General features: G+C 49.8%; 25 protein-coding genes and 1 tRNA gene. 20 read left to right on the top strand and 6 right to left on the bottom strand.

Features of this window, described 5'->3' with window-relative positions; all coding sequences use genetic code 11:
* Nucleotides 1-13 precede the first annotated feature (13 nt).
* The gene (locus TJ79_RS14800; RefSeq protein ID WP_155987903.1) at nt 14-1,171 is read left to right on the top strand and encodes an aminotransferase class V-fold PLP-dependent enzyme; all 1,158 of its coding nucleotides are present in this window, start codon (nt 14-16) and stop codon (nt 1,169-1,171) included.
* A gap of 24 nt (nt 1,172-1,195) precedes the next feature.
* Nucleotides 1,196-1,717: a DUF4446 family protein gene (locus TJ79_RS14795; RefSeq protein ID WP_052339612.1), complete on the top strand. Its 522-nt coding sequence runs from the start codon at nt 1,196-1,198 to the stop codon at nt 1,715-1,717.
* A 19-nt stretch (nt 1,718-1,736) separates the two neighbouring features.
* On the opposite strand, the gene yyaC is transcribed toward TJ79_RS14795, so the two are convergent.
* Nucleotides 1,737-2,360, bottom strand: a complete 624-nt coding sequence (gene yyaC / locus TJ79_RS14790) for a spore protease YyaC (RefSeq protein WP_040951105.1) — start codon at nt 2,358-2,360, stop codon at nt 1,737-1,739.
* A gap of 92 nt (nt 2,361-2,452) precedes the next feature.
* Between yyaC and TJ79_RS28180 the strand changes: the two genes are divergently transcribed.
* The 5 genes from TJ79_RS28180 (at nt 2,453) to TJ79_RS14765 (ending at nt 5,963) form a co-directional block, all read left to right on the top strand.
* Nucleotides 2,453-2,704 carry a putative Se/S carrier protein gene (locus TJ79_RS28180; protein WP_272944751.1) on the top strand — a complete coding sequence of 84 codons (252 nt, stop codon included), beginning with the start codon at nt 2,453-2,455 and terminating at the stop codon, nt 2,702-2,704.
* A gap of 74 nt (nt 2,705-2,778) precedes the next feature.
* Nucleotides 2,779-3,687 carry a mechanosensitive ion channel family protein gene (locus tag TJ79_RS14780; RefSeq protein WP_052339611.1) on the top strand — a complete coding sequence of 303 codons (909 nt, stop codon included), beginning with the start codon at nt 2,779-2,781 and terminating at the stop codon, nt 3,685-3,687.
* A gap of 6 nt (nt 3,688-3,693) precedes the next feature.
* A complete protein-coding gene (locus TJ79_RS14775; protein WP_040951104.1) occupies nt 3,694-3,927 on the top strand; it encodes a DUF951 domain-containing protein in 234 nt (77 codons plus the stop codon).
* 128 nt (nt 3,928-4,055) lie between these two features.
* A tRNA-Ser gene (locus TJ79_RS14770) sits at nt 4,056-4,146 on the top strand.
* Between the two features lie 233 nt (nt 4,147-4,379).
* A complete protein-coding gene (locus tag TJ79_RS14765; RefSeq protein WP_040951103.1) occupies nt 4,380-5,963 on the top strand; it encodes an ATP-binding protein in 1,584 nt (527 codons plus the stop codon).
* Between the two features lie 62 nt (nt 5,964-6,025).
* Here TJ79_RS14765 and TJ79_RS14760 read toward each other — a convergent pair whose 3' ends face one another.
* Complete coding sequence (locus TJ79_RS14760; RefSeq protein WP_040951102.1) at nt 6,026-6,226, bottom strand: YjzC family protein; 201 nt, start codon at nt 6,224-6,226, stop codon at nt 6,026-6,028.
* A gap of 215 nt (nt 6,227-6,441) precedes the next feature.
* Between TJ79_RS14760 and rpsF the strand changes: the two genes are divergently transcribed.
* The 7 genes from rpsF (at nt 6,442) to dnaB (ending at nt 12,398) form a co-directional block, all read left to right on the top strand.
* Nucleotides 6,442-6,726, top strand: a complete 285-nt coding sequence (gene rpsF / locus TJ79_RS14755; RefSeq protein WP_040951101.1) for a 30S ribosomal protein S6 — start codon at nt 6,442-6,444, stop codon at nt 6,724-6,726.
* A gap of 62 nt (nt 6,727-6,788) precedes the next feature.
* Complete coding sequence (ssb, locus tag TJ79_RS14750) at nt 6,789-7,244, top strand: single-stranded DNA-binding protein (RefSeq protein ID WP_040951100.1); 456 nt, start codon at nt 6,789-6,791, stop codon at nt 7,242-7,244.
* Between the two features lie 22 nt (nt 7,245-7,266).
* The gene (gene rpsR / locus TJ79_RS14745; protein ID WP_040951099.1) at nt 7,267-7,548 is read left to right on the top strand and encodes a 30S ribosomal protein S18; all 282 of its coding nucleotides are present in this window, start codon (nt 7,267-7,269) and stop codon (nt 7,546-7,548) included.
* A 145-nt stretch (nt 7,549-7,693) separates the two neighbouring features.
* Complete coding sequence (locus TJ79_RS26030) at nt 7,694-8,608, top strand: DUF2232 domain-containing protein (protein ID WP_052339610.1); 915 nt, start codon at nt 7,694-7,696, stop codon at nt 8,606-8,608.
* A gap of 20 nt (nt 8,609-8,628) precedes the next feature.
* Nucleotides 8,629-10,596: a DHH family phosphoesterase gene (locus TJ79_RS14735; protein ID WP_040951098.1), complete on the top strand. Its 1,968-nt coding sequence runs from the start codon at nt 8,629-8,631 to the stop codon at nt 10,594-10,596.
* On the top strand, nt 10,593-11,039 hold the full coding sequence (gene rplI, locus TJ79_RS14730; RefSeq protein WP_040951097.1) for a 50S ribosomal protein L9: 447 nt from the start codon (nt 10,593-10,595) through the stop codon (nt 11,037-11,039). The genes TJ79_RS14735 and rplI overlap by 4 nt, the downstream gene beginning before the upstream one ends.
* Before the next feature lie 3 nt (nt 11,040-11,042).
* A complete protein-coding gene (dnaB, locus tag TJ79_RS14725) occupies nt 11,043-12,398 on the top strand; it encodes a replicative DNA helicase (RefSeq protein WP_420319393.1) in 1,356 nt (451 codons plus the stop codon).
* Nucleotides 12,399-12,505: 107 nt separating this feature from the next.
* Here dnaB and TJ79_RS14720 read toward each other — a convergent pair whose 3' ends face one another.
* The 3 genes from TJ79_RS14720 to TJ79_RS14710 all read right to left on the bottom strand — a co-directional run bounded on the left by TJ79_RS14720 (nt 12,506) and on the right by TJ79_RS14710 (nt 17,685).
* Nucleotides 12,506-14,299, bottom strand: coding sequence for an alpha-glycosidase (locus TJ79_RS14720; RefSeq protein ID WP_337588947.1), 1,794 nt, complete (start codon nt 14,297-14,299; stop codon nt 12,506-12,508).
* Nucleotides 14,300-14,417: 118 nt separating this feature from the next.
* The gene (locus TJ79_RS14715; RefSeq protein WP_040951095.1) at nt 14,418-16,019 is read right to left on the bottom strand and encodes a response regulator transcription factor; all 1,602 of its coding nucleotides are present in this window, start codon (nt 16,017-16,019) and stop codon (nt 14,418-14,420) included.
* A 16-nt stretch (nt 16,020-16,035) separates the two neighbouring features.
* Nucleotides 16,036-17,685 (bottom strand): sensor histidine kinase, encoded by a 1,650-nt coding sequence (locus TJ79_RS14710; RefSeq protein WP_238323017.1) that lies wholly within the window; start codon nt 17,683-17,685, stop codon nt 16,036-16,038.
* Between the two features lie 512 nt (nt 17,686-18,197).
* On the opposite strand from TJ79_RS14710, the gene TJ79_RS14705 reads away from it, so the two are divergent.
* The 3 genes from TJ79_RS14705 (at nt 18,198) to TJ79_RS14695 (ending at nt 21,762) form a co-directional block, all read left to right on the top strand.
* Complete coding sequence (locus tag TJ79_RS14705) at nt 18,198-19,805, top strand: extracellular solute-binding protein (RefSeq protein WP_052339609.1); 1,608 nt, start codon at nt 18,198-18,200, stop codon at nt 19,803-19,805.
* A gap of 94 nt (nt 19,806-19,899) precedes the next feature.
* On the top strand, nt 19,900-20,823 hold the full coding sequence (locus tag TJ79_RS14700; protein WP_040951093.1) for an ABC transporter permease: 924 nt from the start codon (nt 19,900-19,902) through the stop codon (nt 20,821-20,823).
* A gap of 15 nt (nt 20,824-20,838) precedes the next feature.
* A complete protein-coding gene (locus tag TJ79_RS14695; protein WP_040951092.1) occupies nt 20,839-21,762 on the top strand; it encodes a carbohydrate ABC transporter permease in 924 nt (307 codons plus the stop codon).
* An 80-nt stretch (nt 21,763-21,842) separates the two neighbouring features.
* Here TJ79_RS14695 and TJ79_RS14690 read toward each other — a convergent pair whose 3' ends face one another.
* Entirely contained in the window at nt 21,843-22,478 is a 636-nt protein-coding gene (locus TJ79_RS14690) for a DUF975 family protein (RefSeq protein WP_040951091.1), read from the bottom strand.
* A 344-nt stretch (nt 22,479-22,822) separates the two neighbouring features.
* Between TJ79_RS14690 and TJ79_RS14685 the strand changes: the two genes are divergently transcribed.
* From TJ79_RS14685 to TJ79_RS14675, 3 genes are all read left to right on the top strand, one after another.
* Nucleotides 22,823-24,106 (top strand): adenylosuccinate synthase, encoded by a 1,284-nt coding sequence (locus TJ79_RS14685; RefSeq protein WP_040951090.1) that lies wholly within the window; start codon nt 22,823-22,825, stop codon nt 24,104-24,106.
* Nucleotides 24,107-24,371: 265 nt separating this feature from the next.
* Nucleotides 24,372-25,049: a hypothetical protein gene (locus TJ79_RS26025; RefSeq protein ID WP_052339608.1), complete on the top strand. Its 678-nt coding sequence runs from the start codon at nt 24,372-24,374 to the stop codon at nt 25,047-25,049.
* A gap of 296 nt (nt 25,050-25,345) precedes the next feature.
* A partial coding sequence (locus TJ79_RS14675; RefSeq protein WP_155987902.1) for a hypothetical protein occupies nt 25,346-25,800 on the top strand: 455 nt, incomplete at its 3' end.

Raw genomic sequence — 25,800 nt, 5'->3', positions numbered from 1 at the left:
TAAGCAGAATATGATGAAGACAACGTATTTCGATCATGCAGCCTCGTCCTGGCCAAAACCGCCGCAGGTTGCTCAAGCCGTTGGTAAATGGGTCGAAGATAACGGAGCAAACCCCGGAAGGGGAAGTCATCGGCTTGCCATGGATGCGAGCCGGATCATTTATGACTGCAGATGGAATCTTGCAGATTTGCTCGGTGTTAAAAATCCTCTGGATATTGCCTTTACAGCCAATGCGACGATGGCGTTGAATATGGCACTCAGCGGATACTTGCGTGAGGGTGACCATGTGATAAGCACGGAACTCGAACACAATTCAGTACGCAGGCCGTTGGAATGGCTAAAGCGAACACGCGGAGTGGAAGTCACCTATGTGCCAGCCGATCGAAAAGGAAATATTGATTTGACAGCATTAGCAGATGCTTTTCGAAAAAACACGAGACTGGCGGCGGTCAGCCATGGCTCCAACGTGTTGGGCAGTATTTTGCAGGTGGGGGAAATAGGTGAAATGTGCCGTAAAAAGGGCGTCCGGCTCTTGGTGGATGCGGCACAAACTGCAGGGGCTCTGCCCATAGATGTAGAAAAGATGAACATAGATCTGTTGGCTTTTCCCGGTCATAAAGGATTGTTGGGTCTACAGGGGACCGGTGGCTTGTACATTAGCCCTGAGATTGATTTGGAGCCGTTTATGTATGGGGGCACAGGCGGATTTTCGGAAGAAACTGGCCAACCGGATGTACGGCCGGATCGTTATGAAGCGGGTACACTAAATACCCCGGGGATTGCCGGGTTAAACGAAGGGGTTAAGGTTGTACTGCAGGAAGGAACGGAAGCCATTCACCGGCGGGAGTGGGAATTAAGCCAACTGTTGATGGAAGGGTTAATGCAAGTAGAGGGGTTAGAATTATTGGGACCATCGCTCGGCGAAGCGCGCACAGGAACAGTCAGCTTTCTTTTGCCGAAAATGGATCCGTCGGAAATGGGAATGATACTTGATAAATCTTATGGGATCGCCGTACGTACCGGACTCCACTGTTCGCCACTCAGTCATCAGACGGCTGGAACATTAGGCAGCGGTGCCGTGCGGGCCAGCATCGGGTTTTCTACAACCCGCGATGAGGTTGTATATGTCATACAAGCCGTACAAGAGATTGCACGGACATACAGAGACTGAGCATTCATGGAGAGGTGATGTTTTATGGGGACTGATTTTGAAATTGATCCACAGGTGTATTTTGTTGCAGGAACGGCTTTGTTCCTTTTGTCGCTGGTTTTGTTTTTGATTTTATCCATTCGGTTAAGCAAGATGAACAAACGGTACAAAAAGATGATGAATGGCAGATCAGGGGCGGATATCGAGGAAGTATTGGGCTCGGTGCAGGAAACGTTGCATACGTTGAATGATCGAACGGAACGCAATGAACAAGCAGCCCGGGATATTCGCAGCGAATTGAAGGAGCGCAAGTCCAAGGTAGAGGTAATCCGATACAACGCTTTCGGACAAAGAGGAAGCGATATGAGCTTCTCCATTGCCATTTTGAACGATTACCTGGATGGTGTAGTGTTGACAGGCATTCATAGCCGCGAACAAACATTCATGTATGCCAAGCCGCTGGAAAAGGGGGATTCATCGTACAACTTGTCCCCTGAAGAAAAAGAAGTGGTGGAAAAAGCGGCAGGGTCTAGCCGCAAGGAGCGGCAAACGACCAGCGTTGGCTAATTCCGATTGAAACAGGTAATTATTGCTCCATGGTACGGTAGAGCGACGATGAAGAAAAGGCAGCCAATCTGCCGCAATCCAGAAGCGATAAATAGATGCCTTTGGCGATAACCTCTGCCATGTTCATGACAATGCTAAGTCGGGTGTTTTGCAGGACGAAGTACTCCATGAAACCGCCGATGTTGACGATGCCGGTGATATGCATATGCCCGACAGGTGGCAGGTCCTTATTCACGCCGGCGCCGGGTTTAACAGGTCCGCTGGCCAGCTTGACCGAACCGACGCTGGAATTTTGCCCTAGACAGGCGTCAATGGCGATGATATAAGGATCACCGTAATCAGCGTGCAGCTGGGTGACTGTATCAGCCAGATTCAAGGCGTGCACCGGTTGGTCCAAGGTGCCATAGAGATGGATATCGTTAAAACTGTACCGGCGCAGCCTCGATCCGACCAAGGGCCCTAGAGAATCTCCTGTGGAACGGTCGGTTCCGATACATACAAAGACGACGGAACGGGATTCGGGAATCCGCCGAAGTACGTCGATCATCGCTTCTGCCAGCTTCCGAGCTGGGTTGGGTTCGCTGGCTGAGATGACGGTGGGGGTAAAGGAAAAGTCGGATTCGTACTCGGGAATAAGTTTCATAGGATTCCTCCAGATATGTTTTTTACTAGTATATGGAGAGAAAACTTCTTTTATACGTTGCAGATCTGATAGAAAAAGAAGGAGGAACCGCTGTGACGCAGGCGAAATACCTGATCGCGTTCGATTCCACCCAGCAGGCGCTGAGGGCTGAAATGCTGCTGGATTACGCGGAAGTGGAGTCGGATACGCGGCCGACGCCGAGAGAGATTACGGCGGGTTGTGCGTTGTCCATTGAATTCCCGGAGGGGGACCTGGAGAAGGTACAAGCTTTGTTTCGGGAGGAAAAAGTGGCCATAAGAGGCATTTTTACTTATAACGGATCGGCTTACGAAGTTGTGCAATAACCGGGAAAAAACGATGGGTTACAATTGAGGATCATCGGGTGCATTGAAATTTTTTCGAGAAGGAGAGAAGCAGGATGAAGGGATGGGCCTTTACTCTGGTGTCGGATTTGCTTCCGACCGGCGACGCGAAAGGCTTTTTTACGAAAGCGACGGACTATTTTACGGATCCGGATCATTGGAGCGCATGGCTCTATGTTGTCGTGAAAGTACTGCTCATTTTGCTTTTGGCCAAAATCGTCAACAAGGTGGCTAAAGCGGCACTAAGAAGAGTGATGAATGATCGGAAGCGGAATCCGCTGCGATTTGACCCAAGAAGGTCGCGAACCATTGGCTTGCTAATTGAGAATGTGGTGACGTATTGCGTTAATTTTATTGCCATTATGTTGATTCTGAGCCAGTTCAACTTCGATCTGGGGCCGCTTATTGCGGGTGCCGGCGTCATCGGTCTTGCTATAGGGTTCGGAGCCCAAAGTATTGTGAAAGATGTGATTACAGGGTTTTTCATTATTTTCGAGGATCAGTTTGCCGTTGGAGATGTGATCCAGACCGGAGCATATAAGGGAACGGTGGAGACGATCGGGCTGCGGATCACGACCATCCGTGCATGGACAGGCGAGATGTTTATCATTCCGAATAGCCAGATTCAGACAGTAACGAATTTCTCCGTAAACAACTCCCTTGCGGTAGTGGATTATTCGTTCTCGGTTGATGGAGAGATTGAGATCGCGATGCAGGAAATGCGCTCGATTTTGCAGAAGCTTCATACGGAGAATGAGAATGTGGTGAGTGAGCCGGTTTTACAGGGTATTCAGACCCTGGGCGAATCGACGGTAGGTTTGCGAGTGGTGATGGAATGTCAGCCCAATAGCCAAGGGGACGTGATTCGTGGGTTGAACGAGGAACTGAAAACGCGGATGGCAGACAAAGATTTGCGCATTCCTCCGCTTAAGGCTGTTAATTATTCGCCGAACGAGAAAGGGTGATGACGGGTGGAACCAAAGGTGTATGCATTAGGCGATGTGGTGCAAATGAAAAAACCGCATCCTTGCGGAACGAATGAGATGGAGATCATCCGTATGGGAATGGATATCCGGATCCGTTGCGTCGGCTGTAAGCACAGCGTTCTTGTGCCCCGGGCAAAGTTCGAGAGCAAATTGAAAAAGGTGCTTCGTTCCAATCCTGCAGTTCAAGAGAAGAAACTGGGGGAAGACCCAGAGGTTTGAGGGAGAAAGGAGCGGATGGATCATTGTGTGAATGGGTTCTTATGGGTGGAGGTCTTCCCATAAAATTTCCGTTGCGTACGGTCTCCACGATGTGGTACAATACCATTTGTCCGCATTAGCGGCAAATTGGAGAGGTACCCAAGAGGCCCAAGGGGGCTGACTCGAAATCAGCTAGGCGTGTCAAAGCGTGCGTGGGTTCGAATCCCACCCTCTCCGCCATACATACGAAATAAACCGCCAAAGGGCGGTTTTTTTGTTGGGCAGATGAGAACCCACAAGGGTTCGTCGGAGTTAGAGGATCTCGTAGAGATCCACATAAGCATATGCTCGGCATCGATAGCACAAAAAAGATTTCGTGAATCGGCTGGAATCCGTTACTTACGGAAGAAGGATTCAAAATATGGGTGTAGAAGCTATATAGCCATAGATTAGAGCGACAGAGGGGATGCTTTGTGACGTATTACATCGACCAGTCGTGGGAGCGGTGCGTGCTGGCGGGTAAGGATCCGCGAACGATTCCGCAACCGATCAAAACATTACGGACAGAGGAGATGAAGGAGGAGCTTCTACGCTACGCGGATGTGCTCTCCGTTATTCATTTAATCGGTTTAAAACTGCTCTACCGGCTGCAGGATACGCCGTTGCTTCTCGCTCTTGTTAACCAGGATGGCTATGTGCTTGAGATCTTTGGACATCCAGAAATCAATCATGTCATGAGAAAACTGGGCATTCGCGAAGGCGTCCAAATGACGGAAGAGTCGATGGGGACGAACGCGGTTTATTTGGCTCAACTATTGAAGAAACCAATCGAAGTGGTAGGGAAGCAGCATTATCATCATGCCCTATATGATTTTGCCTTTTATAGCGTACCGTTTTCCTTTGGGGAAGCTTATCAACTGGAAGGCGCCGTGCTTATGATGAATAGGCTGGAGGATCACAGCCGGTTTCAGCTAGCACTTTTAGAGACGATGATCGATTCAATGGAACGGGAGCTGTTGGTGCAGCATAACAATCGCAATCAGTCCGTTGTGAACCGGTATTTGGTCCACAGCGGTGTGATATTGACAGATGCAGAAGGTTTTGTGGTCGAGTGTAATGACCTTGTCGAGCAAATAATGGGATGTAAACGAGCTGATGCCATCGGCCAATCCGTATTTGATTATGAGCTATTCGGAGGCTACGTCAAAGAGGTGTTGGAGGCGGGAACCATAATTGAGGACTTGGAACTAACCTTCAATCATTCCTTGGCCAAGCAGATGGTCTGCCTTTTAGATGCCATGCCCCTCCACAATGAGGAGCAAGAGCTGACTGGAGCCTTCGTTCAGTTTCGCGATATTACGGAGCGCAAGCTGTTCGTGCAGCAGACAATCAATTCCGAAAAATATTCCGCTATCGGCAAAATGGCGGCGGGTCTCGCTCATGAGATTCGAAACCCGCTCACTGCCGTTCTAGGTTTCAATAAGCTGCTGATTCAGAAGGGCATTGGCAAAGGTGAGCCGGAGGAACAGTATTTGAACATCATGTATAACGAACTGCAAAGCGTGAGCCGATTGATCTCGGATTTTGTCGTGATGGCGAAACCGGGTTCACCGGACCGAAAAATATGCGTGCTGCAGGAAATTTTGCACAATACGATGTTTTTAATGAAAAGCCAAGCGATCCTTAAAAATACAGTCATCCATCAGGACTATCCGGAAGCCCCCATTCAAGCCTCCATTGATCCAACGCAAATGAAGCAGGTCTTGATGAACCTTGTGCAAAATGCCATCGATGCCATGCCGGAAGGCGGTGTGGTGGAGGTTACGCTCAAAAGCTCGGAGAATTGTCTCCATATTGGTATCAGCGACAACGGAATCGGAATGACGGAGGAGGAATTGGCGCAGGTGCTTGACCCGTTTTTTAGCACAAAAGAGAACGGACTAGGCTTGGGGCTGCCCGTTTGCTACCGGATTATCCAGAATCACGGCGGCCGGTTATCCGTTGTTTCGCAAAAAGGCATAGGCACTCATATTGATGTAACCCTGCCAACTGACTAATACCAACTATGCACAAAAGGGAAGCGATGAACATTGCCGCTTCCCTTTTATATACCGAGCCTTTACCCGTTGCGTTTGATGCCCTTATGCATACGGGTCCATTTGCGGTTGTGATTGGAAGTTTCGGGGAACTTCTGGCCCTTTTCCATATGAATCTGCGCGGGGTCGTTTATCCCCATCGTATGATCTCTTTCCCCGATTTCTATATACACCCCGTTGTTAGGCGCTTCATCACCCGGCTTGAATTCCGTGCGCTCACCCATGATTTCACCTCCATTTTTCCATAGCGTGTGTGCAACGATAATCACTTATCCATGGAAAGTTTCACCTGAGAAACGAGCGCGCATAATCCTTTACTTGTTTTCCTGTCTCTCATTTGGTATAGTATTTGGGTGCGAGTTTTCATAAGAATGTCTCGCTCCTTGCTCCTTCTATACCGGAGGGAGCCGTTTAAGTCCATAAGGAGGTGAATAGATCAATGCGCAAGTACGAAGTGATGTACATTATTCGTCCGGATGCCGATGAAGACGCAGTGAAAGCTGCAGTCGAAAAGTTTCAAAACATCATCGTAAACGGCGGCGAAGTTACGAAGAGTGAAGTCTTGGGCAAGAAACGTCTCGCGTATGAGATCAACAAGTTCCGTGACGGTGTTTTCGTACTCGTCAACTTCAACGCTGAACCAGCTGTTGTTGCAGAACTTGAGCGCGTAATGAAGATTTCGGATGAAATCATTCGTTACCTGATCACGAACGACGTAGCGTAAGACAGAGCTTTGTATCGCCCCGTTTTTAGCCGTCTAACGAAAGCTGTTGGGAGGAAAACCAGATGTTAAATCGCGTGATTTTAATCGGAAGGTTAACCCGTGATCCGGAGCTCCGTTATACCCCGGCCGGTGTTGCCGTAACCCAGTTTACCCTCGCGGTAGACCGCCCTTTTTCCAATCAGAACAAAGAGCGGGAAGCCGATTTCATCCCCGTCGTGACCTGGCGCCAATTGGCGGAAACCTGTGCAAATTATTTGCGCAAGGGTCGTCTGGCAGCCGTTGAAGGACGGATTCAGATTCGCAATTACGACAATAACGAAGGCCGTAAAGTATACGTGACCGAAGTAATTGCCGATAATGTGCGTTTCCTGGAATCCGCAAATCGCGAAGGCGGAGCGGGTGGAGGCCGGGAAGAAGCGGCAGGCAACCGGTATGGCGGCGGAGGAAACCGGAATCAAGATCCCTTCGCAGACGACGGCAAACCGATCGACATATCGGATGATGATTTGCCATTTTGAAACCGGAAAGGACTGAAAAGAAATGAGCTTAAACAAGCGTGATAACAGCGAAGATCGCGGCGAGCGCAAGTTCAGCGGACGCAGAGGCGGACGCAACAAGCGCCGGAAGGTTTGTTACTTCACCGTTAATAAGATCAAGCATATCGATTACAAGGACACGGAAACCCTCCGTAAGTTCATCAGCGAGCGCGGCAAAATTCTGCCCCGCCGTGTAACCGGTACGTCTGCTAAGTACCAACGCGCCTTGACGATCGCCATCAAACGCGCCCGTCAAATCGCACTCTTGCCTTACACCACCGAGTAATCGGAACGAAAAAATCAGCCGTTTCCCTGAGTCTACGAGGACAGGGGAATCGGCTTTTTTTGTGTGAAACCCCCATTACTACGCGAAGCGGGTCTTATGGTATAATGGAGGGTACAGTCTGACAAAGAGAGTTGAGTGAAGACAGGTGAACAGCAAGGCTGCCTCCATACGCACGCTTCTTCTGTGGAGCGTCGTTTTTCTCTTGCTTGTGGCGACGATCGCTATACCCGGGCTCAATATCCTGACTTTGCATGTTCTGCTCGTACCGAGCTTGTGTTTATTTTTGCTCGCCGGCTGGAAAAAGTCGCTGATTACCATCCTCCTTTGCCTTGCCATTGCCGCGGTTTTGCTTCCTTCTTTCTGGTTGATAACCGTTGTCGCAGCTACAGTCATTCCTGCGGGGATCATGGCTTTGGTCTATAAACGCAAAAATCATGCGCCGCTGGCGATTGCAGCCGGAGCATTGACGATATTGGCAGAGCTGGTGCTGATCCTGGGGCTGGCAAAGCTGCTCGATTATGATCCCCTAGGCTTTATGAAGGAAATGTCCGATGACTGGGTGAATAATCTACCTGCCAGTATGAGGCAAGGTATGAATACGGACGCCTGGATCCAGAATGCCCGTCTGATATTCCCCTCCGTGCTGATCACCATCAGTACTTACTTTGCTTGGATCACCCATGTGATTGCCCGTTGGGTGGCACGCAAATCAGGCATGCTGCTGCCCGCGCTGCCGAAAATCCGCTCGTGGAAGCTGCCGCGCTCCTTGGTGTGGTATTTTCTCGTTTTGCTCATTTTGCAGGCCTTGTTGAAGCCGGAAGGCCAGTCAACGCTGAATATTGTCGTCATGAATCTATTCCCGCTGTTGACGTTCCTCTTCGTCATCCAGGCGTTTTCTTTTCTATTTTATATGGTTCACGCGCGTCGTTGGAACATTGCGATTCCCTGGATCGCCTTTGCGCTTTTGCTTGTGTGGTGGGACGCAACGCTGTTGTTCACTGTGCTTGGAGTGCTGGACACGGCTTTCCCTTTGCGGGATCGGATGTCTGACAATTCGTAGGGTAGGGGGAGCGAAAGGAAATGCCTGATTTTTTGTTGAAACGCTGGCATGGCCGACATATGATGGGCGCTTTCGTGCTGGCCCTCGCCCTTTCCGGGCTGCTGTTCGTTTTTGATTGGGCGCTGGGTGTGGCAGGTCTTGTTCTTTGCGGGGTTCTCGTTTACTTCTTGTTTCGTGCGGAAAAAGCATTTCAGCTGGACTTGAACCGTTACTTGGAGACCCTCAGCTTGCGCATTCGCAAAGCCGGGAACGACGTACTGCACGAACTGCCCATTGGCATCCTCCTCTATGATGAGGAGAAGCGGATCGAGTGGCACAATCCTTTTATCACGGCGATGCTGGGAAAGAAGGAACCAATCATTGGCGAGTCCTTCACCGAAATTTTCCCGACTCTGCGGAAGAAGGATAAAGAGAAGGATGGCCGTGTCGAGCTGCGCATCGAGAACCGAATGTATCAGGCTCTGCTTCGGGAAGAGGAACGGCTGATTTATTTTCAAGATATTACGGAGAAAAATGAGCTGTCCAAAAAGTATCAGGAAGAGCGCATCGCCATCGGCTTGGTGTTTCTGGACAACCTGGACGAAGCGTCTCAGGGTATGGACGATCAAACCCGCAGTGTTCTCTTGGGAAAAGTGGTCGGCGAACTGAACGAATGGACGGCCAAGTTCAATCTCTATTCACGGAGGCTTTCCTCCGAACGCTATTTGCTCATGATGAACAACCGCTCGCTGCAGCTTTTAGAGCAGGACCGGTTTGATATTTTGGACCGGGTGCGGGATATGACGGCGGATCTGAAGGTTCCCCTCACGCTAAGCATCGGGGTGGCCGGAGGCGGCGACAGTCTCGTGGAATTGGGCCAGCTGGCGCAAACCAGCTTGGATATGGCTCTTGGCCGGGGCGGCGATCAGGTGACGGTAAAAGTGGGGCAGCGTACGTCTTTTTACGGCGGACGGAGCAACGCGGTGGAAAAACGCACCCGGGTACGGGCGAGGGTCATTGCCCATGCGCTGCGGGATTTGATCAAAGAGAGCGAAAACGTGGTCATCATGGGCCACAAAGTTCCTGATCTGGATTCCATTGGTGCGGCCATCGGGGTGCTTAAGGCGGTACAACTGCTGGGCAAGGAAGGCTTTATCGTCGTCGAATCCGCCAGCCCTTCCATCGTCAAGCTGCTGGATGTGATCAAGGAAAGCGAGAAGTTGGCTCGTTGGATCGTTACACCGGAGCAGGCACTGCAGTTGACTACACCTCGCAGCTTGGCTGTTGTGGTGGATACCCATAAGGCGTCAATGGTGGCGGAGAGCCGCCTGTTGTCTCAAACCCACCGGGTGGTGGTGGTCGATCATCACCGCCGGAGCGAAGACTACTTGCAGGACGCTCTGTTGATTTACATGGAGCCTTACGCATCCTCTACTTGCGAATTGGTGACGGAGCTGCTTCAATACATTCATGACCGTCTTACCCTAGACAGCATCGAATCGACGGCACTGCTCGCCGGTATGATGATGGATACGAAAAACTTCAGCGTCCGCACCGGCTCCCGCACCTTTGATGCAGCGTCGTTTTTGCGGCGGTATGGGGCAGATATGGCACTCATCCAACAGATGCAAAAAGAAGATTTCCGCACCTATGTCAGCAAAGCGGAAATGATTAAACATACGGAGATTCTGTATGATCAAATCGCTTTAGCAGTTGCCGAGCCGGGAAATCCCCATACCCAAGTGCTCATCGCCCAAGCGGCTGACACCTTGCTGACGATGGCGAATATCTCTGCCTCTTTCGTCATCAGCGAACGGCCTGACGGGCTCATCGGCATCAGCGCTCGCTCAACCGGCGAACTGAACGTTCAGGTGGTTATGGAACGGATGAAGGGCGGCGGCCATCTGAACAATGCCGCTACTCAATGGGAGGGCACTGTTGAGGGTGCCGAGCAGGAACTGAAACGGATTTTGGCTGATATTATTAAGGAAGAGGGGTTTTTGGAATGAAAGTGATATTACTCAAGGATGTTAAGGGACAAGGGAAAAAGGGAGAAGTCAAGGAAGTGTCGGAGGGCTACGCTCAGAACTTCCTATTTAAACAAAACTTGGCCAAGCCGGCTACTGATGGCAACATCAAAACGCTGGATCTGCAAAAGCAATCGGAAGTGAAGAAGAAAGAGCGGGAGAAGGAAAACGCCGTCGCTTTGGGGGAACGTCTCGGGGAACTGACGCTGGTCATGAAACACAAGGCAGGCGAAGGCGGCCGGTTGTTCGGCTCCATCACAACGAAGCAGATCGCTGAAGCGCTGGAGAAAACGCACAAGATCGTCATCGATAAACGGAAAATGCTGCGGGACGAGCCGATTCGCAACATTGGCACGATCAATGTACCGATCAAACTTCATCATGATGTGACGGCAACGCTCAAGGTAGAGATTGTAGGGGAGTAAGACATGATGGAAGGCGAACTTTTAATGTCGCGGGTCCCCCCGCAAAATGTCGAAGCCGAGCAGGCCGTGCTAGGCGCGATCCTGTTGGATGCGGAAACGCTGGTTACCGCCATGGAGCGGTTGCGCAGCGACGATTTTTATAAAAACGAGCACCGTTTTATTTTCGAGGGCATGATCACTCTTGCGGAGGGCAATGAGCCCATCGACTTGATCACCTTGACGGCGAAGCTGCAGTCTAAAGGACAGCTGGAGGAGGCTGGAGGCGTCGTCTATTTGACGGAGCTGGCCAATGCCGTACCGACTGCGGCGAACATGGAGTATTACGCCCAAATCGTCGAAGAGAAGTCCATGCTGCGCCGGTTGATTCGCGCGGCCACCCAAATCGTCAGCAATGGCTACGCTAGCGAGGACGATGTGGGCGGACTCTTAAGCGAGGCGGAGCAGAGGATTTTGGAGATCTCCAACCGGAGATCGTCCACCGGGTTCGTGTCCATCCGTGACGTGCTGATGGAAGTATTCGAGCGAGTGGAGTTCCTGCACCAGAACAAGGGAGGAACCACGGGCATCGGCTCGGGCTTCCGCGATTTGGATAAAATGACCTCCGGCTTTCAGCGCTCGGATTTGATTATCGTGGCCGCCCGGCCTTCCGTCGGGAAAACGGCTTTTGCGTTGAATATCGCTCAAAACGTCGGTGTGCGGGAAAAAGAGACCGTCGCCATATTCAGCTTGGAAATGGGTGCCGCTCAGCTGGTGCAGCGGATGATTTGTGCCGAAGCCAACGTTGACGCTACCCGCTTGCGGACAGGATTTCTGGAGTCGGACGATTGGGAGAAGATGACCATGGCCATCGGCTCACTGTCCGAGGCGAACATCTATATCGACGATTCACCCTCGGTTACCGTTGCCGATATTCGGGCTAAATGTCGCCGGCTAAAAAAAGAGCGTGGCCTCGGCATGATCCTCATTGATTACCTGCAACTTATCGCCGGCCGCGGCAAAGCCGGTGAGAACCGGCAGCAGGAAGTATCGGAAATCTCCCGAACGCTGAAGCAGATCGCCCGTGAGCTGGAGGTTCCGGTTATCGCTCTGTCCCAGTTAAGCCGGGGCGTCGAGCAGCGCCAGGACAAGCGTCCAATGATGTCCGACTTGCGGGAATCCGGCTCTATCGAGCAGGACGCTGACATCGTTGCGTTCTTGTATCGGGATGACTACTATGACAAAGAATCCGAGAAGAAGAACATCATTGAAATCATCATCGCCAAGCAGCGGAACGGCCCGGTAGGCACTGTCGAACTGGCCTTTCTGAAAAACTATAACAAGTTCGTCAGCCTGGATCGCTCCCATCAGGCGGGAGCATGAGCCATGAACCGAATAGCCGGAAGTCCCGGTCTGAGATCTGCCGTTCCACAAGGAACGTGCGCAAGGTTCTCAGCCGGGACTTTTTTTTACGGAAATAAGGTCATGCGTTAGTACTCATTTTTGCGAATGAGAATGGCAAACCCGTATGCGGGTAAAGAGAGGATAGCGTTGGAGTCTTTCTTGGCGACTGCAACAACCTTTTCGCTAGACAGCCAATCGCTCCATACCCCTTCAACCAGTGGTACAGTTGCGGTTACGGAAACATCCGAAGCGTTCACGGCCACCACAACCCGTTCTCCGTTCAATTCTCGTTCAAAGGCTATCGTACGGCTTCCCGCCTTTCCCAACAAGAATCGGAACTTGCCGGAACGAAGGGAAGGATGATCTTTACGAAAGCGAATGATGTTTTGATAAAAACGCAGCAAATCAAGATCCTGGGCGGTTTTCTCCCATATCATACAGCGCCGGCTATCGGGATCGTCTCCGCCGGTTAAGCCCACTTCATCTCCGTATAAAACACAAGGAACCCCTGGGTAAGTGAACTGAAGAACGACAGCCGCCTTCATCATATCCTTGTCTTCTTTGCACCGGTACAATAATCGGGCCGTGTCATGACTGTCGAGAATGTTGAAGGAGGAATCGGTTACAGCTTTGGAATAAAGGGCGATTTGGCGGCCGATATCGGATGCATAACCGGCGGCATCCAGCTTTCCTTTTGCAACAAAATTGATGACCGCATCCGTGAAGGGGTAGTTCATGACCGCATCGAACTGGTCGCCCTGCAGCCAAGGCAAGGGATCGTGCCAGATCTCCCCAAAAATATAAGCCTCGGGATTGGCCTTCTTGACCGTAAGCCGGAACTCCCGCCAGAACGCATGGTCAATTTCATCGGCTACATCAAGCCGCCAGCCATCTATTCCGATGTCCTCCACCCAATAGCGGGCAACCTCCAGAAGGTATTTCTTTACCTCAGGATTCTCCGTGTTCAACTTCGGCATGTGCGGCTCGAAAGCGAAGGTATCATAAGTAGGGACGCCCTCTTTGACGGAGAGAGGCCATTCCCGAACATGGAACCAATCCGCATATGCCGAATTCTTGCCCTTCTCGAGGGCATCCATAAAGGGTTTGAAGCCGCTTCCGCAATGATTGTAGACGGCATCCAGCACGACCCTGATTCCATTCTTGTGAAAAGCATCCACGAGTTCCTTCATGAGCTTGTTGCTTCCGAAATGCGGATCGATGTTCATATAGTCGATGGTATCGTATTTATGGTTCGTCTTAGCTTCAAAGACGGGAGTGAAATAGACCGCGGTTATGCCCAATTCCTTCAAATGATCGATATGATCGATAACCCCCTGCAAATCCCCGCCAAAAAAGTTGCTTCTCGACGGTTTGCCGCCCCATTGTTCGACACCGGCCGGATCGTTCAGAGCATCTCCATTTGCAAACCGTTCGGGAAAAATATGATAGAATACGGCGTCTTTAACCCAGGATGGAGCAGAAAAAATTTCGCTTGTGTGAAGAAACGGGTATTCAAAAAGTCCCCAAGAATCCGATGGCGGCTCATGAAAGAAGCCTTTCTCTGTGTACCAGAGGATTTTGCCTTCCGATTCAAGCTTGAACCCGTACCGTAGGCGGCGCAGGGGAAGTTCGACGGCGGTTTCCCAATAGTCAAACAGAGCATCTGAGACAAGGTGTTCCATAGGCTGCACTTTATGGCTCTTTTCCCAGATGTACTTGTCTCCGTGCAACAGACTGACTTGCTGCATGTCCCCCTTCTTAGTCTGAATACGGATGTGCAGCGTGTGGGTATCTACCGCATAGGCCCAATTCATCTTCGGTCGATGGTAGACGGCTTCGAGAAACATAGAATCCACTCCTTCTTGATTGAGAATAGCCACGATGAACGAAAAAAAGGCACCCCCTCTGCAATGGCTTGCGAGGTTGTACCTTTTGGTATCATGGCCTTCAAATTATGTTAATTATACCAAAATAAACCTAAAATAATCAAGAGGGAGTTCATCCTTGGCGTTGGTGCTGCTTCTTGCGGTATTCATTTGGGCTGCATCCGGCCTCCTGCCTGAACAGCTTGGAGAAGTGAGAGTAGTTTGAGTAACCTACTTTTGTAGATATAGCGTACACAGATTGATTCGTCGTTTCAAGCAGTCGTTTTGCTGCAGCAATCCGAGTTTGAATGATATAGGTGCCGAGGGGAATGCCCATTTCCTTTTTGAAAATTCTCGCCAGATAATCTGGGTTAAGGTATACGATTTCAGCCAGACTTGTCCGAGACAAATCCTTGCCATAATGAGAATGGATGTACTGTTTGACTTCATCGATGACGGATTGGGATTGCTCTGCAAACTTCAAGGAATTCGCGGCGGTGTCGACTAAATAAATGAGGAAATGATGCAAATCTTCAATCGAATTGAGGGATTGCATAAACAGCTGATCGTTGACTTTTCCCGTGTATAATTTGTGGGCTTGAATTTCCCTGCTTTTCAAATGGGAGTACACCAATTGAATCATATCCAGACGGAACAGGCTGAGTACTGACTTATCCAATACTTGCCCCTGCATGACCGTTTTCAGATAGGTGCCGGTTTCGTCAAGGAAAGCCGCATAATTGCCTTGATTGAGCAGCAGCTCCAATAAAACCATATCCGGCGGAGAGTAGACGGTCTCATCGGACTGAACATGTTCCAGCAGGAGGGTCTGGTTGCGATGTTTGATCAATGTGTCATTCTTTTGCTGCAAATCTTGAATGGCCTTGCGAATTTGATCAAGTTTACGGGATACCGAGAGGAAGCAACAGGCATCGGATTTGAGGAACTGATTCGCCTTTCTTATAAAAGAGGAGCAAAGCAGCTCGACTTCCTCCGATTCGGGCGGTCCGTTCCATTTTAAAATAAGCATCCAATTATATTCTTTTATCTCCGTAATGATTTCAATGGAAAACAGGTGGCTCTGAAACGACTCGTACATGACATTCAGGAATGAATAATCGTACAGGCTCTTGTCGTTCTTCCCCAGGCTTTGCGCATACGGAAACAAATTGACTAGAACGGGCAGGAACAGGTCGTCCGCCTGATACGGAAGGTTTGGTTCCACAACGAAAGCTGCGTTTGAGGAGGGGCTGGAAGGAAAGGCTTTTCCGAGAATAAGCTTGTTCCAGAAATCCTCAAGAATGGTTTTTCGGTTCTTGTTCCACAAGGATCCTTCCCGGATCGCCTGCTCGTTTTGCTGCTGCTCTCTTGCTTTCGCTATAGCTTTTTGAATAATCAGCGTCAGTTTGTCGAATTCAATAGGCTTTAAGAAGTAATCGAAGCTCTGCAGCTCAATCGCTTTCTGGGCATAGTTGAAGTCGGCATAATTCGTCAGAATAATGGCCTGCAGGTTGTAATGCTCGGAGCGGAGCCAGGCTAGCAAATCGAGGCCGCTGCCTTGGGGCATCTCGATATCGCAGATCAGAATATGAATGGGATGCTGGAGCAGGATTTCCCGTGCCTGAACAACATTGTAAGAGGAGAAGACGCATTCGACGGACAAAGAAGTCCAGTTGATCTTCGATTCGAGGGCTTTAATGACGAAAAAGTCGTCGTCCACAAGCAAAACATTCATGAGCGTTCCCCTTCCCTCATTCTTCGTCCGTATGTTTGATGACGGGAAGCGTGATTTGAATGCAAGCTCCACCGTTCATATCGTTCGAGAATATGACGCTTGCTTCTTTGCCGTAGAGCAGGTCCAGGCGCTGCAAGGCGTTCATGATGCCGATGCGGCTGCCTCCCGTCGGATTGATCGGGTCATCACTTTCTAACTTCTCCAGGATATCCGGGGGGAATCCCGGTCCGTTATCCCGGATCAGGATCACCATCCGCTCGTCTTCCAGGTCGCGCTTCTCACTATGAACAGCGAGGGTGATTTGCATTTCCCGATCTCTCGACACCGCGTACTTGACGGAGTTTTCGATGAAGGTTTGCAGCAGCAGCGGCGGAAGAAACGTTTCGCCGGCATCTTCGGAAAGCTCCACCCGATAGGTGAAGGCGTTGAGATAACGCGACTTTTGAATATCCAGATAAGTGCAAACATGTGCCACCTCATCCTTCAGACGGACAAAGTTATGGCTGTTCTGAAAAATGTAGCGGAAATAGTTGGAGGTGGATATCGTCATCTGCTCAATTTCCTTGTACATCTGCAATTGCGCCATGCTGTAAATGCTGGTGAGACAGTTCAGGAAAAAATGGGGTTTGATCTGCAGCTTCATATAATCAAGCTGAATTCGCTGCTTTTCCAGCTCCTGCTCGTACATAGCGATCTTGAATGTTTTAATCTGTCCAACCAAATCCGTAAACTGCTTGTTGGCTTGTTCCAGTTCTACGATTTTGCTGCTCTTGAAACTAATGGGTTCATCTTCCGATATGATGCGCCCCAAATTGTCCGAAAAGCTCTGGATAGGGCCGAGCACCCGTTTTTTAAAGAACAGCATAAGGATGCACAAAGTAGAGGTAACAATGAAAAACAACAGCACGATAAGAAGCTGGGCAATCATGATCTTTTCGAAGGCGCCAAATTTGATAACCATTCGCGCACTGAATGTAGCATTGGAAAATTTGCTGCTGACGGTGGTGCGGGATTGCATAAGGGTAAAGACGTTTTTGTTTTTCCGGGGTGATTTATCATTGTGAAAGGCCGGGGTCGAGATGCTGATTCCTTGCTCGTTGATCAGTGACGCTTCTCCATTGGCTCCCAGGTCAATTTGGCGCAAAGGAGCAATGAGATTATCCGCTGAAATAAGGCTGATCAAGTACCGGTTGTAGTAGGGGACAATGGTGATGATGTAGTATTTGTTATTCAGGAGGAGGGGCTTCCATTGGGAATAGTATTTCTCGTAGACCTCCGAGTTTTCGATCAGAGAAACAATTTGGTTCTTCAACTCCAGAAAATCCGTATAGGAGATGTTCATCGGAGCGCAATTCAGAAAAAAGGGCTTGTCTTCTAAATAATAGAAGAAGTTGTATTCTTGTCCGTAATTCTTTTGCAGTTCGCTGAACCGTTTGTAGAGGAAGTCGTTTGCCTGCAAGAATTCGGTGCTGTTTTCCGGGTATTCGTTCATCTTAGCCAAGTTCTCATCGTTTGCAAGCGTCCATCCCATATAGTGATTGATGTAAGAAAAATCATGATTGATGCGATTCATGTAGAGGCTGATCGTGTCTTGTAAACTGCGCGTGGACTGCTGTTTGACGATGGAAACAGAGGCGAGACTGATAACCAGATCGAGAAGCAGCATAGCAAACGAGAACAATAGCATGATCTTGATCGAATGTTTGATGGGATAGGATCGGTTTCTCTTTCGTGCAGGGGACAGTTTATGCATCGTTGAAAATAGTCCTTTCCTGTACTATTTGGATATGAATGCGCTTAAATCGCGACACCCTCATTATAGAACCTCCAAGAAAAAAGAGAATACGGAAAGGCACGCTTTTTTAGCAAAGTCCGGAAAACGTATAGAAAAGTCCGAATACCGCCATAATCGCGGCTTGAGCGGAACGAACCCACTCATGGGGAGCACAGAAGCTAGTTGGCGTGCTCAGAATGCGGGATATTGGTCTGAATAACGGCTTCATAGGTCCGAAATACAGGGAAGCCATTGATTATGATAAGGGAGAAGCAGATGAAGGGATTCCTTGAACCAAAGGAGGGTGCGGACCTCGACGAAATCACCAGCGCTTAGCGGCAGTGAAATAAGGAGAAACGAACTCATTTGAAGTTTTATTGATTATTTGGAACGGGGGATTGTGAATGGCAGGAAAAATCGTAAATAAACGATCCGCAAAAAAGTGGCTGATGATGCTGGTAGCAGTTATCATGGTTCTCAGCCTTGTTGGCTGCAACGAGAATAAGACGGACAAACCGGCTTCGTCCGGAGTGAGCGGCTTCAATAAAGACGGGCTGCCTATTGTAAAGGATCAAGTTACCTTGAAAATCTTGACTGTGCGCTGGGGGAACATGGGGAGTACATTTACCCAGAATCAATGGTTGAAAGACCTTGAGAAGAACACTAACGTTAAAATCGATTGGCAGGTCATGTCCTCGAACGACTGGAACGAGCAAAAATCCATTATGTTGGCCAGCGGCACACTTCCCGACGTCATCCTGGGCAGCAACGCATTCACGGATTCGGATATAGTCAATAATTTAAGCTTCTTCCGCCCGCTTGATGATTACATCGACAAATACATGCCAAATCTGAAAGCGGCTATGAAAGATGTGCCGGATATGAAAAAAGTCAGCACCTTTCCCGATGGAAAAATCTATTCCTTGCCATCGATACAGCCCGCATCACCGAAAAGCGCACGCCAGCCTGTCATCAACAAAACCTGGTTGGATAAGTTGGGTCTCAAGGTTCCCGATACGCTGGATGACCTCTACACGGTGTTTAAAGCCTTTAAGGAAAAGGACCCGAACGGAAACGGCAAAGCGGATGAAATTCCTTTTATTGAAGTAACCGATGACCTGATCAGTCCCTACGGCACTGCCGATCTCACCGGTACCAGCATGGTATTTAAGGATGGAAAGCTGGTTTATTATCCGACCAGCGACTTTTACAAAGAAGGACTCAAATGGGAGCATAAACTGTTCAGCGAGGGCCTCCTTGACAAAGAGATGTTTACGCAAGACGCCACGATGCGGTCGGCGAAGTTCTCAAATCCGGATGCGCCCATTGTCGGGTTCTCCTACCAGTGGATTCCGGACGCTGTGTTCGGCAAGTGGGGCGATCAATATGAAACCATTCCGCCTCTGGCAGGACCGGATGGCGAGCGATACACCGTTGGTAATTCCAATGGGATGAGTCTCAACCGCAACGAACTGATGATCACCACAACATGTAAGTACCCGGAAATCGTCGCCCGTTGGGCTGATCAGTTCTATACAGGCGAAGCCAGTATCCAGAACTTCTGGGGAGCTATCGGAACCGTCATCAAAAAGAATGACGACGGAACCTACGCTCTGATGGAGCCGCCTACTGGAACCAGCGCGGACGCCTGGTACTGGGATCAATCCCTCCGGAGCTTTGGGCCGAAATATGTGAGTGCTGATTTTGATAAGAAAATTGTATTGAGCACTAAAAGCGGAGACGGATTGAAGCTGCAGCTTGACAAGCTGGGCAGAGATTATGTGAAACCGACATTTCCAAGCGTTATGTATACCGCGGAGGAATTCCAGGAGCTTCCGACCCTGACAACGGATATCAACAAGTATGTCGAAATGATGCGTGCCCAGTTTATCACCAGAGGCGGAATCGACGAGGGCTGGGATGCCTATGTGAAGAAGCTTAACGAGATGGGACTGGAAAAGCTGATCAAGATCCGGACGGACGCCTATCAACGATATACAAGCGCGAAATAATCCATGTTCACAGAAGATGTCGCTCTGGTTGCACGGGGCGGCTTCTTTTGTGAAGGGAAAAATCACGAGATGAGAGATTACGGAGGGAAGTGTCATGATAGCTGGTCAAAGCAAGCGGGGTTTGACCTTTGGGCGAATTAGGCGAAACGGGGGATTATATTTGCTGCTGTTACCCGCTGTGCTGCTTACGATTTTATTCGCCTATAAACCGATGTATGGGGTCATCATCGCTTTCAAGGATTACTCTCCGGCCAAAGGGATTACCGGCAGCCCATGGGTTGGCTTCAAGTATTTCGAGAAGTTTTTTCACTCCTATCAGTTTTCAACAACCATCAAGAATACCACGTTCATCAGTCTGTACAGCCTGGCCACCTTCCCCATTCCGATCATGCTCGCGTTGATGGTCAATCAAATGAGGCCTAACCGATTCAAACGTTTTTTTCAAACCGTAAGCTATATGCCTCATTTTATTTCGACGGTGGTTATGGTTGGCCTCCTGCTGATCTTGCTTTCTCCAACCACCGGACTGATCGGCAATCTGTACAGTCTGTTTGGTAAAGATGCTCCCAGTCTGATCGGCTCATCCGCCTTGTTCAGCAGTATCTATGTTTGGTCGGATGTGTGGCAGCATGTCGGATGGGACAGCATTATTTATATCGCCGCCCTTTCAGCTGTTGATCCCAGCCTGTATGAGTCCGCAACCGTGGATGGCGCAAGCCGTTGGAAAAAAATTCGCTATATCGATATTCCCATGCTGATGCCGACGACCATCACTTTGCTTATCCTGCGGATGGGCGGGCTGCTTGGGGTCGGATTCGAAAAAGTGTATCTGATGCAGAATGATCTGAACATCAGGTCCAGCGAAGTCTTGTCCACTTACGTGTATAAAATCGGAATGCTCAGCAGTCAGTACAGCTTTTCTTCCGCCATCAATCTGTTCAATACCGTCATCAACTTTATCTTGTTGATTCTGGTGAATCAGATTTCCAGGAAATTCAGCGAAAACAGCTTGTGGTAGAAAGAAGGGAACGACATGGGGACAATCGCAGTTTCGGACAATAGGAAGGCATCTAATGTCAGGAACAATCGTTCATCGGATACCGTTATGGAGGTTATGGTTTATACGTTCGCCGCCATTTTTCTCGTCATATTGATTTATCCGCTGTACTTTATCGTGATCGCTTCATTCAGCGATCCATCCGCAGTCGGAAGCGGCCAAGTTAATCTTGTGCCAAAAGGGTTTACCCTGGATGGCTACAAAGAACTCTTCCGGCATGACAATATCTGGGCCGGATACCGCAACACGATTTTTTATACGATAGTGGGAACGGCTATCGGTGTGATCGTCAATATTTCCGCTGCCTACGCCATGTCAAGGAAGGAACTGGTGGGGCGAAATGGATTATCGATATTTTTCATTATCACCATGTTCTTTAACGGGGGATTGATTCCCACCTTTATGACTATCCGGGATCTTCATTTGTACAATACCTTTTGGGTGATGGTCGTGCCCTTCTCCGTTTCGGTTTACAATATCATCGTTGCCCGGACATTCTTTCAAACGAGCATCCCGAACGATCTGTGGGAGGCCGCTCAGCTTGATGGATGCGGACACATACGCTATTTCATCCGGGTTGTTCTGCCACTGTCAAAAGCGATCGTCGCTGTGCTGGGATTATGGATTGCCGTCAGCCAATGGAATTCCTACTTCAATGCCCTGATTTATTTGAAAAAACAAAATTTATACCCGCTTCAGTTAGTCTTGCGGAACATCTTAATTACCAATCAGATGCAATCAAGCCTCGGAAGCGGGGAAGCCGCTCAGATCGCGATGCGCCTCGCCAATTTGATGCGGTATTCCGTCATTATCGTAGCTACGGTCCCCATCATGTGCGTTTACCCGTTCATCCAGAAATATTTCAATCAAGGCGTGATGATCGGGGCGGTAAAAGAATAAAGGGTAGAAAAAAACCGCTCCGATGGGAATCGAAGCGGTTTTTTTTGTGAGAGGATACGGCCGTGCCTGAGACTCCATCGTTAGCGGATGAAAAAGCTGTTTTCGGGCGGCGCCTCCTGTACTGCTGTCTGCTCCTTCAAATCGTCGTAGAAGTTGGCCATGCTGGTGTAAACATAGGGAGCAAGCCAGAGATAGCCGATACCGCAAGTCAATGTGGAAAGTATAGCCCAGCCGATAAAGCTCAGCATAAGAAGAAAAAGGCGTCCTTTATGCCCCTTGGTCATTTGTTTGCTTTGACGCAAAGCTTCTAACGGATTCAGCTCCGGTTGATCCAACAAAATGAAGTAAGCCAGGGAATAGGAGATACCGGCGATAATACCGGGGATGATCAAGAGCAGCGTCCACAAGAAGACAAAAATGCCTTGCAGGATGCTTAAGCCCAGGGTAGGGCCAAATTGGCGGAAACCCTGAAACATATCGGGGATGCGGGTCTCGCGGCCTCGCTTGATTTTCAGAAAAACAAAGAACAGCCCAGCTGTGAGCGGTCCTGACAACAGCAAAGACAGGAACAAAGAAAGGAGATCGTTTCGAAATGCTCCGATGATCAAGGAAATCGCCATATTAATCAGCATCGCAAGGACGCCGATTCCCCATTTTCCCGTAAGTTGACTCCGTGCCGCCGCTCGAATTTCGGGATTGGTTTTGTACGTATTCATTTTTACCCCCACGCAATAAAATGTGCCCAACATATCAAGAATAACATTTGGGCAGCCAGTAGGCCACTGAATAAAAAATCAGGGTAATACCTGATGCATATTATCTCCAGACAGAAACGATACTCTTTCTTACGCCGAAAAAATTTACTGTAATTTGGTCAGATTAGGTGAAGAAAACAGGGGGTGTCCGGACAAATTCCGAACGATTATAATTAATGTAAATATAATGTTCGTTTTTCGCATTGACTTCAAAGCTTTAGCCTGCTAAACTGTTTATGCTGCGCCATAATTGTGGGGCAGTAATCTTGCGGTGCCGTGAACAGGCGCCGGACGGGGGAATAGACATGTCAACCGTAGTTGTTGTCGGAACCCAGTGGGGAGACGAAGGGAAAGGGAAGATCACCGACTTTCTGGCAGAGACGGCGGAAGTGGTGGCCCGGTACCAAGGCGGTAACAACGCAGGCCATACCATTTTAATCAAAGGAACCAAGTACAAGCTGACGATGATTCCATCGGGAATCTTTTATACGGATAAGGTTTGTGTCATCGGCAACGGCACAGTTCTTAATCCCGGCGCATTAATCGATGAAATCAACTATGTAAAAGAAAATGGCTTCAGCACGACCAACCTGCGGATCAGCGACCGGGCTCATGTGATCATGCCGTATCACCTGGTGCTGGATAAGCTGGAGGAAGAGCGCAAGGGAGCCGACAAAATCGGCACCACCGGCAAAGGCATCGGCCCGTGCTACATGGACAAAGCCGCCCGCAGCGGGATCCGTATCGCCGACCTGATGGACGCCGACCAATTCGAGCAGAAATTGCGCCGCATCGTGAAGGAGAAAAACTCTCTCATCGCCATGTACGGCGGGCAAGAAGTCAATGTGGAAGAGATCCTCAGCCAGTACCTCGGTTATGCCGATTTGCTGCGTCAATATGTCACGGATACGTCGGTTGAGCTTAACGAACATATCGATCAAGGCAAGCGGGTGCTTTTTGAAGGAGCCCAAGGCGTCATGCTCGACATCGACCACGGCACCTATCCTTTTGTTACTTCTTCTAATCCTTCTGCTGGAGCAGTTTGCATCGGAGCGGGCGTTGGCCCGACGAAGATCCATCAAATCATCGGTGTGGCGAAAGCCTACACGACCCGTGTTGGCGATGGCCCATTTCCGACCGAGTTGAATAACGAAGTCGGCGATTTGATCCGGGAAACCGGAAATGAGTACGGCACCGTAACGGGCCGCCCGCGCCGCGTGGGCTGGTTTGACAGTGTCGTGGTCCGCCACGCCCGTCGGGTGAGCGGCATCACCGGTCTTTCACTCAACTCTCTTGACGTGTTGACAGGGCTGGAAACGGTGAAGATTTGCACGGCATACCGCTACCGGGGTGAAGTAATCGAGCATTATCCGGCCAGCCTGAAGGTGCTGAACGAGTGCGAGCCGGTGTACGAAGAATTTCCGGGTTGGAGCGAAGATATTTCCGGTGTGAAATCGCTGGAAGACCTTCCGGATAACACTCGCCGTTACCTGAACCGGGTGTCGGAGTTGACCGGTATTCCGATCGCGATTTTCTCCGTCGGCCGCAATCGGGAACAAACCAATCAAGTTCGCCCGATTTACGCCTAAAGCATAATCGAATAGAAGATGAAGGAAGCCCATGTCTTTATATTGAAGACAATGGGTTTCTTTTTTTGTTCGCGGCGCATTGAGCTATGTAATTGACGTCTCAGGTTGACAGAGTGCGACTTTTTCCGTAGCCGCAGGGTTAAAATGAGCCTTCATTCGACCATACTGGTAAAAAAAGGTGCGGGATGAATAGTCGATTAACGAGGCGCTCGAAGCGAGCGGCTTAATTCGATGAATGCTGGCACTGCGGTAAAGGAGCAATGATATGACGAAGTGGCTTTTATGGTTAGGAAAATTGATGATCGGCACCATTCTCATTTCCGGGATCACGGTTTACGTTTCTTGGACGCTGGTCCATGCCTATATCAACAATCTGATGAAGCAATACTCCCTTCCCGGACAAACGCCTGCCCTCTCGGAGCTTTGGAAGCAATGGACGGAGGGGGAGAGCGTCTCTGCGGGGCAGACGAAGGAGAATCAGGAGCCGAATAAATCTGCACCTTCGGGTGAGAAGGCAAGTGCAGAAAGCGGCGGTAAAAGTGGCGCAGCCGAAAGTGGGAATGGAACCATAGATACGCCAAATTATGGTGGAACCCATTCGTTGGAATCGGGAAGTGGCGACGTGTCGGGCAAGGAAAACCGGGATCGTGTGCAGGCGATGGGTAGTGCAGGTGAGGAGAGCAATTCAACTGGCACGAGTAGCGTTGTGATGACGGCGGAAGATTTTTACCGGGAAAAACAGGAGCTTTCAAACGCCGATAAACAAACGATTTTTTCGCTGCTCACGACTCGTCTGCCTGAGGAGGAGCTGCAGCGGTTGGTGAGCCTTGTCGATGGGGGGATCACCCAGGAGGAGCTAGGGACGGTCAAGGCAACGATAAAAAAATATTTGTCAGGGAATGAGTACGAGCAGTTGTTGAATATACTGAGTAAATACCAATAATTCACAAAAATTGTTTGAAGTGTGAGCTAGCCAGTTGATAAAAAAAGGACGGATGTGGTAAAGTGGTTAAAGGTTTGTTAAGGGGGATTTTCCAGGTATATGGACACCCCCACAAAGTCCCGTTGTGGATCACCTGCCGCTGAAAACACGTCGAAATTTGTCGAACAAGATGTTCATACATAATGTACGGGTTAATGGTTTGACGGCTTCGCAGGATCGGTTTGCTAAGAGACGATCCCGGTAGAATGCGAGGCGAAACAGTCAAACAAGCGGACAACGAACAAGAGGAGAGAATCATGTCAGGGATCAAGAGCATAGATTGGGCTCTCCGCATCGTCGCTAAAGCGCGGGCGAATGCGAAAACCCAATGGAAAGGCTTGACTGCCACGAGGAAAGCCAACTTGGGCAAAACCGCCGATAGCGAGAACGATAGCGTTCTGAAGGCAAACGAGCTGAAGAAAGTTGAGCATATCGAATCGAATCCAACCAACCAACGGACAGGGAAACCTGCCCGCGAAGCTGTTTCATCTGAGAAAAAGAACTCAGGTCAAAAGTCAAACGCGCAGCGGACGGGCACGAGCAAGCCTGCGGGTGCCGCATCTGCCGGCGCAAAGAAAGGCCCATCTTCCTCCAAAGGAAAGAAGAAGGGAAAGAACCGCGCCGCCCAAAGCGCGCAGCAGCGCCAGGGCGGCCAGCGCCCGGCTGCAGCCGCCAGCGCGGCCAATGCCGCCAAAGGCGGCAAGGCGCCGCA

Source organism: Gorillibacterium massiliense (assembly GCF_000455485.1).
GTDB lineage: Bacteria > Bacillota > Bacilli > Paenibacillales > NBRC-103111 > Gorillibacterium > Gorillibacterium massiliense.
Note: the sequence above shows the minus strand (reverse complement) of the source record. Positions and strands in the feature narration are given on the sequence as shown.